A 16245-nucleotide genomic window follows, 5' to 3' on the forward strand; every position below is an offset into this window, starting at 1 on the left:
AAAATTGTTTACAACGACCACAATAAAATGAAGGGCGATGCCTGTGGCGTATTCCTTCCTTATCTGCTGAACCTGTTTTTACTCGATTGATAGGAAAATTACCACAATAAGGACAAGTCGCTTATGATTGCTCAATAAGCTGTTTTAACCAATTAGTAAAATACTGATATTCGTTTTCTACCTGTGGAGAGAGTCTACGATCAATATAATCTTGATGGGGTTTCCACCATTGATATAGTGCAGGAAATTGCTCGGCAATAAGTTTGTCTAAAATTCTTGCTCTGCCTGTACTTGCTTTGATAGATAACCCTGTTATTTCACTAATCTCATTAGTAGATTTACCTGCCAAGCGCAATTTAGCAAAATCACCCCATAACTCTAAATACTGCATCCGCATAAAGAGAGTCCCCGTTATTTGAGTAAAACTTCTTTTACATGATTTACAATAATAAAGTGTTAAACCATTTTTGTTGTGTCTTGATATATTACTCAACGTAATATGACTACTATTACAATGTTTACAATGGGTTGGTTGTAAAAAAGGATAAACTGTTAAATACTCAACGATAGTATTAGCCTCATTCCAAAGTGATTGAGGAATAATAATATAATAATCTGGCTGTTTTTTTTGTCATGATAATAATAGAAATCTCTCGCCTATATGACCTAGCTTTAAAGATACATGTCTATATTTGAAATATACCCTAAAGCTAGCATGTGTGATTTATACATTGATGTAATAACATATTTATAATAGTTTTATTAAGATATTTTAGACCTACCTATTCAAGTTAACAATTATTAATTAAAAAGGGATGTATTTTTGTTTTAGCATTATTATATTTATATTTGCTGGTGTACTTTTACATTAGTATTAATACAAAGAGCATCATCTCCCCATTAATCGTAATAATTAACAGAATGTTATAACATTACTTATACGGTCATATCAAAGTACTATATGGTTCACTTTGGGTTTTATTTTGATAAAATCTCCTCTAATTTTTTATCTAATTTAGCCCAAGCTTCTTGCTTTTCTTCTTTATATTCATACTTTAGATAATGTCTTCTTACCTTAGAGCTTGCCTAGACAGATCTCAGCCCAAGCTTCCATCATAGGTTTACGCTGTTCTAATAAATCAGTTCGATGATAAGCTGCTTCCACTTGATTTTGAATAGTATGAGCTAATGCTCGCTCTGCTAAATCCCTAGCATAACCATTTTCACTACACCAATTCCTAAAGCTTGATCTAAAACCGTGGGCAGTAGCTAACCGACCTGTGGTATCACTTTGAGCTTCCATTCTCCTCAATAACTGAGTCAGTGCCATATCACTCATAATGGTTTTCTTTTTTACTGAAGGAAAAACTAATACCTCATCTAATCCTTTTAATCTATTTAAAATCTCAACGGTTCTCGTTGATAGTGGAACTCTATGCTCAATACCTGCCTTCATTCGATTAGCAGGAATTGTCCATACTTTATCTTTAAAATTGACTTCCTGCCATTTCATTCCTCTGACCTCACCTGAACGGCAAGCTGTTAAAATAAGAAACTCCAACATCAAATGAGAAATAATAATATTTTCATTCTTTAATTTTACTAAAAACTCAGGAATATCGCGCCAAGGCATAGAAGGCTGATGCTTAATCATAGCCTTTCTACTTCCCATATTAGGTAATAAATACTGTACACTATCCACAGGATTATACTTAGCAAATTTATAAGCAATAGCCCAAGCCATAACAGCATGTATACGTTGTTTCAAACGAGAAGCGGTCTCATGTTTAGATAACCAAATAGGTTTTAAAACAAGCTCAATATCCTCAACCTCAATTACATCTACTAACTTATTCCCTATAACAGGAAAAGCATACTGCTTTAATGTATTAATCCACTGTTGACCATGCTTCTTATTCTTCCAACTAGGTAATAAATTCTCGTAAAGCTTAAAAGCAGCCTCTTCAAAAGAAGGAACAACCTTATCAACTCTTTTAGCAACCTGCTGTTTATCCTCTAAAGGATCTTCACCATTAGCTAACCTAACCCTAAATTCACTGGCTTTAACAGCCACCTCAGCGATACTTACATCAGGATAAGGACCTAAACCTGCTTTCCTTCTCTTACCAGTGACAGGGCTGACATAACGTAAAATCCACTTGCCACGTCCTTTTGTTTTGGCAGGCCACAAGCTTAAACCAGTAACACCACCATGAGGTAAAGGATTGTCATCAGGGCTAATCCTTTTAGCTTTAAGATCAGTTAAAATTGCCATACAAATACATCCATAAAAGGAGGGCCATTTAGAGGGCCATTAAATAATGATTTTAATTATACCAAATCAAACTATATTAAATAGTTAAAATATATAATATATTACTATATAATAGGTTGTAGGAAATAAATTAAATTAAACAGGAATATATTGGAATATAAAATGACGGACTGCGCTTCCGCCATTTAAGTATAAAAACCCTTGTATCATTATATGTACAAGGGTTTTTTATTGCCTGTTATTTATCCATGAAAGTACAGTTGTTTCCTATCTTTATTACTGTTATTGCATTATTCATATTCTATGGGTACAGCTTCCTGGCTATTCCTTAATACAAACTATTTTTGCTATATCTATTTTGTGGGGTAAATAACTTTCTAACGAAGTGATTTGATAAATTTTGGGTAGGTCACTCGTTAGGAATTAGTAGGTTCAGAGTGATTAGATGGTGGCTTATCACCTGAGTTTATTGTTTCAGAGTGCTGTGTTGTAGGTGAAATATTATTGTAAGTTTCCTTATGTTTTCCTTCACATTCATAAACTGTAATGCAGCCTGCTAAAATTAGCAGGCTAAAAAGTATTGATATTTTAAGCATAATATCTCCTTATCTATAATAAAGAGCACAGTTTGCTAAGAAGTTACAAAGTAATAAAGTTGCGATAATAAAATAATATTTTTTCATGATTAATCCTTGCTATTAAATGGAAAAGGTGTTTTGTGAGTTAGGTTTCTATTTCATAGAACTAATTTTTATAAATATAAGGTGTGCAGTTGAATCCAATCATTTCTGAAATAGGGTTTGGGTAATTATTAATTAGGATTTATTTTATTGAATATAACTTTTTGATTCTTTTTGCTTAAACAAGAATATTTATAAAATGATATTAAAGCTATTAATAGAAAAACAAGAAATAATCTAAATGAGTAATAAGTGGTTATAAAAATATATATTAAATTATAAAATATTATATGTTTTTAAGGATATGATGATAAATATTCTAATTCTATTTTTTGTTTTCATTATGTTTTTTAATAAGTTATTTTTTATTTTAAGGGTTGGCACAACTTCTGCAATACATAATATGTAAGTTAAATAAATTTGGCGAATGCTAATGGAATTACATAGATAACTGCTAGGTTGTGGGTTCGAATCCCATCTCTTCTATCAATGGGGGAGTAGCTCAACAGGTAGAGCAAGCAAAGTAAATATTTCATCGCCCCAAGTCACAGCACTCTATAACCTTGGCAGGTATTAAGTAGTTTGCAACGTATTGTTTAATAGGAAATAAAAATGGAAAAGAAAACATATAATTTATTAGAAGTTGCCAATGGTAAGCCTATTAAGATGTGGACACAGGGTGTGCCTGTGGAAGATGATGCGCGTCAACAACTAATGGATACTGCCAAAATGCCTTTTATTTTTAAACATCTTGCGGTTATGCCAGATGTGCATTTAGGAAAAGGTTCTACGATTGGTAGTGTTATTCCTACAGTTGGCGCTATTATTCCAGCAGCAGTGGGTGTTGATATAGGTTGTGGAATGATTGCAGCGTGTACTTCATTAATGGCGAGTGATTTACCAGATAGTTTATTGGCAATTAGAACTGCCATTGAAAAAGCTGTACCACATGGAAGAACAACTGGACGTAATGATAGGGGTGCTTGGTCTAAGGCAACTACTGAAGTAGATAACACATGGCAGATTTTAGCTGATCGATTTAAGGTGATTACAGATAAATATCCTAAATTAGCAGATACTAATAATCGTCTACATTTAGGTACTTTAGGAACAGGTAATCACTTTATTGAAGTATGTTTAGATGAAGCTGATCATGTATGGTTTATGTTGCATAGTGGTTCGCGTGGTGTAGGGAATGCTATTGGTCGGTTATTTATTGAGTTAGCTCAAGATGATATGAGAGAGCATATTGCTAATTTGCCAAATAGAGATTTGGCTTATTTAAAAGAAGGGACTAAACATTATGATGATTATGTTGAGGCAGTAAGCTGGGCTCAAGATTTTGCACGATTAAATCGTGAGTTAATGATGCTAAATGTGATTAAAGCAGTTAGAACAGTAATTACTAAACCATTTGAGACACATTTAGAGGCAGTGAATTGTCATCATAACTATGTGCAAAAAGAGCAGCATTTCGGGCAAGAAGTATTAGTTACTCGTAAAGGTGCAGTATCTGCTCATAAGGGGCAATTAGGAATTATTCCAGGGTCTATGGGAGCAAAAAGTTATATTGTTCGAGGTTTAGGCAATGAGGAGGCGTTTTGTTCTTGTAGTCATGGAGCAGGACGTACTATGAGTCGAACTAAGGCTAAGAAAATGTTTACAGTCGCTGATCAAATCAAGGCAACTGCTCATGTGGAATGCCGAAAAGATGAAGATGTGATTGATGAAATTCCTATGGCTTATAAGGATATTGATGCTGTGATGGAAGCTCAAAGTGAATTAGTAGAAGTATTACATACTTTAAAACAAGTGGTTTGTGTTAAAGGGTAATTAAAAGAAAGCCTCTAAATTTTAGAGGCTTTCTTTATGCTGAATTATTATTTAGCTGCTTCTAAAGCTTGTTGTATCCAACCATCAAAGGTTGCTTGATGTGCTTTGATCCAACCATCTACATGACGATTGATAACCACTGTCGAGCTCTCTCCTTGGCGCATACGTAAATTTTGTGCATTAATATCAGTTACGGGTAACTGCATAATAGCAAACAACTTCGCCGCAGCAGGATTTTCTTCAGCAAATTTGCGATTGGCTACGATATGTTGAGTACTAACTGGGAAACCATAATTTTTACCGTTTGGTAGTACAGTTTTAATATCTTTTTGATTACTAGGTAGTGAGGTAAAGGGAACTTCTAACCAAATCACATCTTTACCAGGCACTAATACAGCACTTACCCAGTAAGGTGTCCAAGTATAGTAAAAAATAGGCTTACCTTCGCGATAGCGAGAAATAGTGTCAGCCATCATAGCAGGATAGCTACCCATATTATGCTTTACCGTATCCCGTAATTTATAAGCATCCATTTGGTGTTCAATGCTTTCTTGGCAGCCCCAGCCTGGCGTGCAGCCAGTTAAATCTGCTTTGCCATCACCATTACTATCAAATAATTTAGCAATTTTAGGGTCTTTGAATTGATCAATATTGGTGATGTTATATTTTTCTGCTGTGGCTTTATCAATTAGATAACCTTGTAATGAATTGTTAGAGTAGACACCTTTACGGTACAGTGTTTTATCGCCACCTACTGCATTGTAAAAATTATCATGTAGTGGTACCCAAGCATCAGCTAAGAAAGTGGCATCACCTGTAGCAATTGCTTGATAAGCAATATTATATTCTGCAACATTGATAGGTTTTACTGTGTAGCCTAGCTTTTCTAAGGCGCGCATAACAAGCTGAGTTTGAAATGTTTCTTCAGCAATAGAGCTTTTCATTGGGGTAACTGTAACACCTTTACCAGGTAAGTCTGCCGCTAATACGGATGTAGCTGCTAATGCCAAGGTTGTAGCACCTGCAAATAATATATTACGAGCAGATTTTAGAAAAAAGCTTTTTGGTTTTTTGCTTTGATTCTGCAAAATAGTAATTTGATTCATTTTTTAATCCTCTTAAGCTTGTTGGTTACGGTTCATCAGGCGTATTACTATGCCTATGGGGCCAGTTTGCCACCAATGGCGTACATTACGTTGTTTATTACCAATGGCCTGAGTTACACGGTCGAGCATAATGGCAAGAATAACAATACCTAGACCACCAATAGTGGCTTTACCCATATTCATACTGCTCATGCCTTCGTAAACCATTTGTCCAAGACCCGCTACAGAAATCATTGAAGCCACTACTACCATAGACATAGCAAGCATCAATGATTGGTTAATACCTGCCATAATAGAAGGCAGTGCTAATGGAATTTGTATTTTAGAAAGTAGTTGCCAGCTTGATGCACCATAAGCTCTAGAAGCCTCTATTAAATCTGGACGAACATGGCGAATACCTAAGTTGGTCATACGAACTAATGGGGGGAGTGCAAAAATAATGGTGACAATAGTTCCTGGTACATTACCAATACCTACTAATGACGCAATGGGAACAAGATAAACAAACGAGGGGGTCGTTTGCATAGCATCTAGAATAGGCCGTATCACTCGTTGTAATTTATTGCTAGATGCAGTCAGAATCCCCAAAGGTAATCCAATAATTATACAAAACAATAAGGCGGTGAGGACCAGTGATAAAGTCAACATAGCTTGTTGCCAGATGCCTAATACCACCAAGCAGGCTAAAGAAATTAATGCACCAACTGCCATAGTACGGCCTGCTAGTTGCCATGACAATAACACTAAAATTGCTATCATTAAGGGGATAGGTGCATCTTGAAAAGCATTAGCAATAAAGACCAAAGTGTGGTCAATAGGAACGCGTATTATCTGAAAAAATGGACGCCATTCATCGGATAACCAACGCACGGCATGGTTGATACTTGACTCCACGGGGGAGTATAACGAGCCATCCCATAATTGGCTGATATGAAAGCCGGAAGATGTAGTATCTACTGTGGATGGATCTGTTGAGCTAAGCCAATCAGTCGAGCTATTGTCGCTACCTCCTGTATTTAGCCAAGCATCTGAGGATGAGGTATCTGTAGTTGTATCGCCATTATTCATTGTTCCCCAAGGGTCTGCTGTTGTGTCAGTACCCGTTGTAGCCTGTGTTGCTGTAGTATCATTGGATGAGCTGTCGCTCATAGCAGCCCAAGGATCATTGGCTTGGGTAGTATCCGTATTTTGTTGGGTTGTGATATTGTTTTCCGTATCGTTCTCATTCATCGTTTTTAAACCTTTATCTCTCAAATACACTTATTTACTGTGTATATGTCTTATACTTTATGAGTAACTGATCGATTAATTATGTTCAGTCGCCACTGTAGGTTGTTCTACAGGTGGTGCAGTAGTTGTTGTTTTATCTAGGAATCGTAATAACGTTGTTTTACTAATAGCGCCCATATAACGGCCGTTATCATCGACTACAGGGAGTGCGTGTGGAGCTTGAGCCAAACTACCATATAACTCACCAACAGGCTCTGCTACGTTGGCAGGTGTGATGGCGTCAGGTAAAAAAGCATTAGCAAGCCCACTACCAGTGAATGCTGTTTGCCCCTTTAAAACTTCTCGTAAGGAATCAGTAGAAACCATACCTAAATATTTACGGTTTGAACTTAACACTACACCATAGTCACGATCTTCATCTTCGAGAATCTGTAAAGCTGCTCGACAACCACGGTTAGGCGATTCAGCAATAATTTCTACTTGAGTTTTTCGAGCAATATCTCCTGCTTTAAATACAGCAGTTGCATCAACCCCTTGAATAAAGCGTTTTACATAATCATCTGCTGGTTCACGAAGTATTTCTTCTGGTGTACCTACTTGTATGACTTGACCATCTTTCATAATGGCAATACGATCACCTAACCGCATAGATTCATCTAAATCATGAGAGATAAAGATAATGGTACGGCGTTTAATTTGTTGTAAACGCAAAAGTTCAGTTTGCATTTCAGTACGAATAATAGGGTCGAGTGCAGAAAAGGCTTCATCCATTAGTAAGATAGAAGGGTCTGCCGCTAATGCACGGGCTAAACCAACACGTTGTTGCATACCGCCAGAAAGTTCATCAGGATATTTATCTCCCCAACCTGCTAAGCCAACTTGTTCTAATGCTTCATTTGCAGCTTTTAAACGGGCCTTTTTATCTACACCAGAAAACTCTAAACCGAGTGCTGCATTGTCTAACACTGTCATATGTGGCATAAGTGCGAAGGATTGAAATACCATGCTGATATCTTTACGGCGTAATTCACGCAAACGAGAGTCGCTGACAGTTACAATATCCTCACCGTCAATTAGAATACGACCTGAAGTTGGTTTGATGAGTCGGTTTAACATCCGAACTAGCGTTGATTTCCCCGAACCCGATAATCCCATAATGACAAAAATCTCACCTTTTACAATGCTAAAGCTAGCATCAAAGACACCAATAGATTGTCCTGTTTGTTCGAGAATTTGCTGTTTGGTTTTACCCTGTTTGACTAATTCCATAGCTTTCTTTGGCTCAGAGCCAAAGACTTTAAAAATGCGATCGAGCACAATTTGTTCAGACATATTATTGTGTTGCTCCCTTTATGCTAATTAATAGGAACACTCCTGAACACTGAAAAAGTTATTAATAATAATGTTAACCAATAAAAAGGTTATTCAGTGTAAGATGCAACACCATATTAAAATGGCTGAGCTGTATGAAAATGGTAAACTCCAACATCACATCAGGAGTGCCAACAATTTAAAAATTCTGTATCCCCCGGCTTCGCAATAGAAACCCCTAAGAGTGGTAATACAGACAAGGTTATAGGCGAGAGGACAATTATATTGTCACAAAACGAAGCATCCAATCTTCACATGAAGCTCTACACAGAAACCCTGAAGGCAAAGAAGTAAAAACAATAGTCACTTCTTTTTTCAATATAACGTAATCATTACAAGTATGTCAAACCATTGGCGCAGAACATGCGCCAAAAGTATAACAAAAAGGGTGATGATATTAACCTAACCTTTTACAGGGATAAGCGTAACCACAGAGGCTAATGGATAATTAAAAAATCCCCTTAAAACAGCTAAGAGGATTTTGTTAAATAAAGTTACTTATTTAGAATTCTGACGATTTCCCGATTGAAATCAGGTAAATCATCAGGAGTACGACTAGTGACAATAGTATCGTTATCAACCACTACTGATTCGTCATGAAAATCAGCCCCAGCATTTTTTAAATCAATCACCACAGGTTTCACAGTGGTCATTTTTTTACCTTTAACAATGCCTGCATTAATCATTAGTTGGGGACCATGACAAATTGCAAAAATAGGCTTATTAGTGCTAGCAAAATGTTTAGTAAAGTTTACGAAACGATCATCGCCACGTAATGAATCAGGTGAAAAACCACCAGGGATTAATAACGCATCAAAATCTTCTGGTTTAACATCATCAATAGATTTATCTATTGTTACTTTGGTATCGTGTTTGCCTGTAATGGTATTGCCCGCTTTTTTCTCAATAGTAGTAATTTTATGTCCAGCTGCTTTAATAGCTTCAGCAGGAGAGGTGAATTCTGAATCTTCAAATTCATTAGTAATTAATACGGCTACTTGCTTGCTCATTGTTACCTCCGAAAGAGTAAAATTAAACGGTATATTTACTATTTATTGAGCAATTAGTAGTTAGACACAATGCCACGAAGGTATAAACAACAAAAATCTACAAAATATATTGTTCATAGTAGTTTAGTTGTACCCTAAGGTATGGAGATATAAGACGTTAATTAACTCTTGTTGGACAAGGCAAGGTAATTACATGATGATATGTAAATGGATATTTAAAAACATGTAATTTTATTTCCAATAGGTATTAGTTAACATCAATTTTAATAAATTATATTAGGTCATTTGAGTAATGGTTTTTCTAAAACGAGTCAGTGCAAAAATAAAGAAACCTGTACCTAATGTAATTAGCCATAAAAATGGTTTCCAAACAGTTTCAAGACCTGCACCACGGTATAAAATGGCCTGGCCTAATTCTACAAAATGAGTGGTAGGAGCAATTAACATAATTGTCTGGATAAGCTCTGGCATACTCTCGCGAGGAGTGCTACCGCCTGATAACATTTGTAATGGTAATAAAATTAACATTAATAACATACCAAACTGTGCCATGCTACGAGCAACTGTTGCCAAGAAAATACCCATGGAAGTGGTAGCAAATAAATGCAGTGCAGCACCCCATAAAAATAACCATTTAGAGCCAGTAATAGGTACTTTTAATGCACCCTCTACAATAAGCAGTAATGAGCAAGCAGTAGCGATCAGCACCACTAACCCCATTGACCAAACTTTTGACGTCATGATTTCAAAAGGAGTAACAGGCATGGCAAGCAGATGTTCAATAGTACCATGCTCACGCTCCCTCATAAGGGCTGCACCTGTTAAAATAATCGATAGGGTAGTTACCATATTGATGATTTCTGTAACCGAGCTAAACCATGATTGCGTCAAGTTTGGATTAAAACTAGTATGTACTTCTAAATTAACAGGCAAAATATCGGAACTACGGTAACGTTTAACAAATTCATTCACTTCATCTATAACAATTTGTTGGATATAGCCATTACCTGTAAATGCTTGACTCATCCTTGTGGCATCGACATTAAGCTGAATACTCGGAGAATCTCCTTTTAGTACATCTCGTTGAAAGTTTGGCGGGATATTGAGGACAAAGGTATATTTATCTTCATCCATACCTGGGTCCATTTCGTTTAAAGAAATCTTAGCAGGTTTATTAAAGAGGGGCGGATAGAAAGCACCAATAATTTGTCTAGATAAGGGTGAATCATCCTCATCAACCACCGCTACTGAAGCTAAGTTTAAAGAGTCAGGCACAGCCGTAGCTGCTGTATAGATAGAGGCTGTAAAACAATACACAATTAGAATCAGCATTACAGGGTCACGGGCTAATCCCCATAATTCTTTGATACCTAGCCGATAAATGTTAGTAAACTTTTGCATAGATCAGCTTTCCTGTTTTTTCAGTAATAAAATACTAATGCCCAATAACACAGGAATCATGGCCAGTAGCATATTGATTGAACTATATAAATCTGAAAAAGTCAGTGCTTTATTAAATATTCCGCGTGTAATTAATAGCATGTAGGTAGTGGGAAAGTATTCACCAATAAGTCTTCCGCCACCTTGTAAAGAGGATACAGGGTTAATTACTCCAGCAAACTGAATAGCAGGTACTAAGGTTAAGATAACCGTTAAGAAAATAACGGCTACTTGGCTACGGGTAATAGTTGAAGCAAGCAAGCCATAACTAGTGGCTACTATACAATATAGGAATATAGCAAAACAGAGGGTTAAGAAACTGCCTTTAATGGGAACATCAAAGATGGTTAAAGCCATAATGACCAATAGGAAGAAACTCAACATGGAAAGCAGAATATAAGGTATTTGCTTACCAATTAAAAACTCTACTCGTGACATAGGTGTTACATAAAGATTAAGAATGGAGCCTAACTCTTTTTCACGTACTACTGACAGTGCTGCAACCATTGCTGGTAACATTAATAATAGAATAGGAATTACCGCAGGAACCATAGCAGGTAAACTTTTAACATCAGGGTTATAGCGATAACGTGTTTCTATACTGGCATTACTCGTGGTATCGTAACCTTGTCTTTCTTTAGCTTGTTCTGCCAGCCAGCCTAAATGCAGTCCTTGCACATAACCGCGAATAGTTTCTGCACGCATTGGCATAGCACCATCAATCCATACCCCAACTTCTGCTTGGTCACCACGTTCAATTTTTTTGGCAAAGTTAGGCGGAATTTCTATCGCAAGGGTAATATCGCCCCTGCGCATTCGTTGATCCATCTCTTGATGGCTAGTGAGTGCTGGTTGTTCTATAAAATAACGAGAACCTGCAATATTTAATGTATAGTTTTGGCTTAAGCCTGTTTGATCTTGGTCAAGTACAGCAAATCTAAGATTTTCTACATCCATGGTAATACCATAACCCATTACTAGCATGAGTATGGCTGCGCCTAGTAAAGCTAAGGTCGCTCTAATAGGGTCACGTCTTAGTTCCAGTGATTCGCGCCACATACACCCAATAAGGCGGTTTAAACTAAACACACTAGGGCGCGTATGATTACTATTTGTTTGTTGAGTAATAGGGGGGGGAGTTGCAGTGGCTGTTTCTACTTCTGTTGCTGAAGTGCCAGCACCTGCATCCAATAGATATTCTATAAAAGCTTGCTCAAGTGTTTCGGCATGACGTTTTTCCATCAACTTAGCAGGGGTATCACTATCTAACACTTTACCCGCATGCATTAGTGACATGCGGTCACATCGTTCTGCTTCGTTCATAAAGTGAGTAGTAATAAAGATGGTTACATTATCTTTGCGAGATAGTTCTACCAGTAAATGCCAAAAATTATCACGAGCAATTGGATCTACACCTGAGGTAGGCTCATCAAGAATAAGAATATCTGGATCATGAATAACTGCAACTGCTAACGATAAACGTTGCCGTACACCGAGTGGAATATTGTCAGGTAAGCTATCTGCTACATTCTCTAGACCAAACCTTTGCAACATTTCATTGACGCGGTTTGGTATGTTTTCTTCAGCAACGCCAAATAAACGAGCATGTAACACAAGATTCTGTTCAACAGTGAGTTCGCTGTATAACGAAAATGCTTGTGACATGTAGCCTAAACGTTTACGGGTGTTAAGGTCATGGGCATCAATTTCTTTACCAAATAGCCATGCCTGTCCTTCAGTGGCAGGCAATAACCCAGTTAGCATTTTCATGGTGGTGGATTTGCCACAACCATTGGAGCCTAGGAAACCGAATATTTCTCCTTGAGCTATTCTAAAATCAACATGGTCTACGGCTACAAACTTGCCAAACCGTTGGGTAAGCCCTTTTGCTTCAATGGCAATCGGGGTGTTTTCATCAATTTGTAAAGGTGGAATAACAACGGGTTTATAGCCTTGTTTTTTTTCTTCTGGCATTAATTTAATAAACGCAGCTTCTAATGAATCTTGCTGAGTTTGTTGTAAAATTTCAGTGGGTGTGCCAGTGGCTAATATTTTACCTGCATCCATTGCCACTAACCAATCAAAGCGTTGAGCCTCATCCATATAAGCAGTGGCTACAATAACGCTCATTTGTGGACGTTGTTTACGGATATTATTAATCATATCCCAGAATTGAGCGCGAGATAGGGGGTCAACCCCTGTGGTTGGTTCATCTAAAATAAGTAAATCTGGATCATGGATTAAGGCTGAGCATAGCCCTAGCTTTTGTTTCATACCACCAGAGAGTTTGCCAGCAGGCCTATCTAGGAAAGGGTAGAGTCCCGTACTTTTGGTAAGTTCATCAATTCGACGACGACGCTCTTTAGCGTTGTGGCCAAATAAACGTGCAAAGAACTGTAAATTTTCTTCAACTGATAAAGTAGGGTATAAGTTTTTACCAAGTCCTTGTGGCATATAAGCAATACGTGAGCAAACTTGGGTACGATGTTCTTTGCTGCGCATATCGCCAGCTAGTGCTTCAACAGTACCTTGTTGAATAACATGAGCACCAGAAATTAAAGATAGTAGACTTGATTTACCCACACCATCTGGGCCAATTAGCCCTACCATACATTGAGCAGGTACATCTAAACTGACATTATCTAATGCTAATGTTTTACCATAATGTAGTGAAACATTTGCTACATGTACGACAATCTGTGAAAAATCAATAGGGTTGGCCATGTTAAGCCCCTAATCTTTTTTACACATAGGTACTAAATTAGATAATTCAGCAGGCCATGCGGCTTGTTTATCTAATTTTAACCAAGCGACTCCTGGTACTCCTGTTTTAATTTGTTCTAAATAACAGTTTAAAAGTTCTGGTTTAATTTGGGCTTTAACGCGAAACATTAGTTTTTGACGTTCACTCTGTGTTTCCACAGTTTTAGGTGTAAATTGAGCCACACTTGCTACATAGGAAACATAAGCAGGTATTGCCATATCTGGAAATACGTCTAACACCATTCTAACTTCATCACCTAATCTAACTTTACCTGCTACTGTTTCTGGTAAAAAGAAAGTAAGGTAAACATCATTTAAATCTACTACATTGAGCACTTTACCACCAGCGCCTAAAACTTCGCCTACTTGAGATATTTTATATTGCACACGACCATGTGCTGTAGCGATTAAAGTACTGTCATTAATATCTGCTTGAATACGATCAATGGTGGCTTGGGAGGCTTTTGTTGCATAGCTGGCGCTAGTAACATTGGCCTCCGCAGCTTGAATAGCCGCTTCTGCTACGGCCACTTGTGCTTCTGCGGCAGTTAATGCAGCTTTTGCACTATTAACAGAGGCTAGGTCATCATCATATATTTGGGCTGATACAGCACCACTACGATGCAAAGGTGCAGATCGTTTTAGTCGTCTATTAGCTAAATCAAGATCACTTTTACGTTGTAGAACAACAGCTTCGGTAGCAGCTTTATCACTCATTTTTAAGGCAAGTTGTGCTTTAGCATTTACTTCATTACTAATTGCTTGTTGTAATTGCGCCCTAGCTTCATTAAGTTGTTGCTCAAGCACATCAGTTTGCATAATAACTAGAGGTTGACTCTTTTCAACAAAATCGCCTTCTTTAACCAGTATTTTTTCGATGCGTGCTGCAAGTTTGGTTGATACATTAATTTCTGTAGCTTCTATGCGACCATTACCATTGACAAAACCTTCACCAAAGTCTTTAGTTTTTAGCTGTGACCACACTAGATAACCTATGATTAAAACTACTGCAATAATTATGATTATTAATGTTGGTTTTTTCATTTCAGTTTTCATGGTACAGAGTCTCTATCTATAGAAGATGTTCAACTAATAGTACTAAGTAAAAAGCTGCAATTGTGATTACGCTTTGTCACTCAAACATACGTTAGTGTATTTATAGTTATTTGACAGGTTCTAACACAGAAAGTCAATGACTATTGTAGTTATAAACAGCATTAGTCAATAGTTATCATATAAAATATCTAACAATTGTTTGGTATAAGCTTAATCACTAAATATTAAGAAATGTTGACCATTAAAGGTAAATTTAGCTTTTTCAGTGAGCCCTAATTTGTGATGAGCACGAATGGAATCTAAATTATCTTCTGCTATAAAAAGTAGTGGCCGAAAATTAGGTAATAATTGTTGTAACTTTTGATACATTAATTGGGTAATGCCTTGACCACGAAATTCTTCATCAATACAAATAGGGCCATAAAGGTAATTGTTGGCTGTAATAGGGTGAACAGCCAACATTGCTTGAAGAATAGGCGGTAAGTCTTTTTGCGGAAGGGAGGCAAATACTACCCCTATAACCTTAGAATCATGGCAAGCAATAATGACAGTAAGTGCTTCTTCAACCATAGCCGTTACTTTCTTTAATGGGAAATTACCAAATAGTCCGCCATTGTTATCCTGCTCATATTTTTGTAGTAGCTTGGCTATATTTGGAATGTCAGTGGCTTCAGCCGTTTTAATGGTTAACATAATAGAATACTCCTAATAAAGAGATTAGATTTTTTTAGCAGCAATTAATAAAAACATAGGTCTACGTAATTCATCACTGTATTCAGGGTATTTCTCTAATAATCTTGGATCAGGCTGAGGCTCAACTAATTTGGTTAATTGAAAGCCGTTTTCTAATAAGGTATTAATATAGGTGGTTAAGGTTTTATGGTATTTGGTTACTTGTTCACCAAGAAAGTTAGCTTGCCGAATACCTTCTGCAAAGTAGTTATCTACAGGCCAATAAAGGGGCTTTTGTTGTTGATCATAAATCCACTCTTGTTTGCCTTGAGCAGTAAACACAGGATGTTCAACTGAAAAAATAAAATCACCACCCTTGGTTAAACAGTTTCTAACCTTATCGCAAATTTCAGCAAAAGATTGAATATAGTGGAAAGCCAGTGAACTGATAACGACATCAAAACTATCTTTAGCAAAATGAATATCTTCAATGGCAGTTTGTTGATAACTTACATTAGGATAAGCATTCTTCTTGTTAGCTTCTGCTAACATTTTTGCTGAAATATCTGTACCTATCACTAATTTAGCACCTTGTTCTGCTGCATATTGACAATGCCAGCCGAAACCACAGCCTAAATCTAATACGCTTTTATTTTGTAGGTTAGGGAATATTTGTTTAAAAATATACCATTCCCCAGCGCCTGCTAAACCATCAATAGAGCGAGCCATTTGACTATATTGCTCAAAAAATGATGGATCATCATATTTGTTTTGCTTCATAGTGTTTGCTTCTATGCTTTTTAAATAAG

The 16245-nt window shown here is 36.8% G+C and carries 13 protein-coding genes; 1 reads left to right on the forward strand and 12 read right to left on the reverse strand.

Going from position 1 to position 16245, the window contains the following annotated elements; genetic code table 11:
• Positions 1 to 121: 121 nt before the first annotated feature.
• The 3 genes from ACQVD9_RS04735 to ACQVD9_RS04745 all read right to left on the reverse strand — a co-directional run bounded on the left by ACQVD9_RS04735 (position 122) and on the right by ACQVD9_RS04745 (position 2871).
• Positions 122 to 397, reverse strand: coding sequence for a hypothetical protein (locus tag ACQVD9_RS04735; protein WP_264747707.1), 276 nt, complete (start codon positions 395 to 397; stop codon positions 122 to 124).
• A gap of 678 nt (positions 398 to 1075) precedes the next feature.
• Positions 1076 to 2275: a tyrosine-type recombinase/integrase gene (locus ACQVD9_RS04740; RefSeq protein ID WP_264747708.1), complete on the reverse strand. Its 1200-nt coding sequence runs from the start codon at positions 2273 to 2275 to the stop codon at positions 1076 to 1078.
• Between the two features lie 416 nt (positions 2276 to 2691).
• Positions 2692 to 2871, reverse strand: a complete 180-nt coding sequence (locus ACQVD9_RS04745; protein ID WP_264747709.1) for a hypothetical protein — start codon at positions 2869 to 2871, stop codon at positions 2692 to 2694.
• A gap of 696 nt (positions 2872 to 3567) precedes the next feature.
• Here ACQVD9_RS04745 and ACQVD9_RS04750 point away from each other — a divergent pair.
• A complete protein-coding gene (locus ACQVD9_RS04750; protein WP_264747710.1) occupies positions 3568 to 4788 on the forward strand; it encodes an RtcB family protein in 1221 nt (406 codons plus the stop codon).
• A gap of 47 nt (positions 4789 to 4835) precedes the next feature.
• Here ACQVD9_RS04750 and proX read toward each other — a convergent pair whose 3' ends face one another.
• The 9 genes from proX to ACQVD9_RS04795 form a co-directional block, all read right to left on the reverse strand.
• A complete protein-coding gene (proX, locus tag ACQVD9_RS04755) occupies positions 4836 to 5894 on the reverse strand; it encodes a glycine betaine/L-proline ABC transporter substrate-binding protein ProX (RefSeq protein WP_264747711.1) in 1059 nt (352 codons plus the stop codon).
• 12 nt (positions 5895 to 5906) lie between these two features.
• Positions 5907 to 7124 (reverse strand): ABC transporter permease, encoded by a 1218-nt coding sequence (locus ACQVD9_RS04760; protein ID WP_264747712.1) that lies wholly within the window; start codon positions 7122 to 7124, stop codon positions 5907 to 5909.
• Between the two features lie 75 nt (positions 7125 to 7199).
• Entirely contained in the window at positions 7200 to 8456 is a 1257-nt protein-coding gene (proV, locus tag ACQVD9_RS04765) for a glycine betaine/L-proline ABC transporter ATP-binding protein ProV (protein ID WP_264747713.1), read from the reverse strand.
• 533 nt (positions 8457 to 8989) lie between these two features.
• Entirely contained in the window at positions 8990 to 9505 is a 516-nt protein-coding gene (locus ACQVD9_RS04770) for a type 1 glutamine amidotransferase domain-containing protein (protein ID WP_264747714.1), read from the reverse strand.
• 276 nt (positions 9506 to 9781) lie between these two features.
• Positions 9782 to 10906 (reverse strand): ABC transporter permease, encoded by a 1125-nt coding sequence (locus tag ACQVD9_RS04775; protein ID WP_264747715.1) that lies wholly within the window; start codon positions 10904 to 10906, stop codon positions 9782 to 9784.
• Positions 10907 to 10909: 3 nt separating this feature from the next.
• Complete coding sequence (gene rbbA, locus ACQVD9_RS04780; RefSeq protein ID WP_264747716.1) at positions 10910 to 13669, reverse strand: ribosome-associated ATPase/putative transporter RbbA; 2760 nt, start codon at positions 13667 to 13669, stop codon at positions 10910 to 10912.
• A gap of 9 nt (positions 13670 to 13678) precedes the next feature.
• A complete protein-coding gene (locus tag ACQVD9_RS04785) occupies positions 13679 to 14764 on the reverse strand; it encodes an HlyD family secretion protein (protein ID WP_264747717.1) in 1086 nt (361 codons plus the stop codon).
• A 210-nt stretch (positions 14765 to 14974) separates the two neighbouring features.
• Complete coding sequence (locus tag ACQVD9_RS04790) at positions 14975 to 15457, reverse strand: GNAT family N-acetyltransferase (RefSeq protein ID WP_264747718.1); 483 nt, start codon at positions 15455 to 15457, stop codon at positions 14975 to 14977.
• A gap of 24 nt (positions 15458 to 15481) precedes the next feature.
• Positions 15482 to 16216, reverse strand: coding sequence for a class I SAM-dependent methyltransferase (locus tag ACQVD9_RS04795; protein ID WP_264747719.1), 735 nt, complete (start codon positions 16214 to 16216; stop codon positions 15482 to 15484).
• Positions 16217 to 16245 lie beyond the last annotated feature (29 nt).

This window comes from Entomomonas sp. E7T21 (assembly GCF_058693955.1).

Excerpts from the sequence above, each read along its gene's own strand:
- ACQVD9_RS04750 (WP_264747710.1), top strand. The coding sequence starts at position 3,568 with ATGGAAAAGAAAACATATAATTTATTAGAAGTTGCCAATGGTAAGCCT.
- ACQVD9_RS04785 (WP_264747717.1), bottom strand. The coding sequence starts at position 14,764 with ATGAAAACTGAAATGAAAAAACCAACATTAATAATCATAATTATTGCA.
- ACQVD9_RS04740 (WP_264747708.1), bottom strand. The coding sequence starts at position 2,275 with ATGGCAATTTTAACTGATCTTAAAGCTAAAAGGATTAGCCCTGATGAC.
- ACQVD9_RS04770 (WP_264747714.1), bottom strand. The coding sequence starts at position 9,505 with ATGAGCAAGCAAGTAGCCGTATTAATTACTAATGAATTTGAAGATTCA.
- ACQVD9_RS04795 (WP_264747719.1), bottom strand. The coding sequence starts at position 16,216 with ATGAAGCAAAACAAATATGATGATCCATCATTTTTTGAGCAATATAGT.
- ACQVD9_RS04745 (WP_264747709.1), bottom strand. The coding sequence starts at position 2,871 with ATGCTTAAAATATCAATACTTTTTAGCCTGCTAATTTTAGCAGGCTGC.
- proV (WP_264747713.1), bottom strand. The coding sequence starts at position 8,456 with ATGTCTGAACAAATTGTGCTCGATCGCATTTTTAAAGTCTTTGGCTCT.
- ACQVD9_RS04775 (WP_264747715.1), bottom strand. The coding sequence starts at position 10,906 with ATGCAAAAGTTTACTAACATTTATCGGCTAGGTATCAAAGAATTATGG.
- ACQVD9_RS04760 (WP_264747712.1), bottom strand. The coding sequence starts at position 7,124 with ATGAATGAGAACGATACGGAAAACAATATCACAACCCAACAAAATACG.
- ACQVD9_RS04790 (WP_264747718.1), bottom strand. The coding sequence starts at position 15,457 with ATGTTAACCATTAAAACGGCTGAAGCCACTGACATTCCAAATATAGCC.
- ACQVD9_RS04735 (WP_264747707.1), bottom strand. The coding sequence starts at position 397 with ATGCGGATGCAGTATTTAGAGTTATGGGGTGATTTTGCTAAATTGCGC.
- proX (WP_264747711.1), bottom strand. The coding sequence starts at position 5,894 with ATGAATCAAATTACTATTTTGCAGAATCAAAGCAAAAAACCAAAAAGC.
- rbbA (WP_264747716.1), bottom strand. The coding sequence starts at position 13,669 with ATGGCCAACCCTATTGATTTTTCACAGATTGTCGTACATGTAGCAAAT.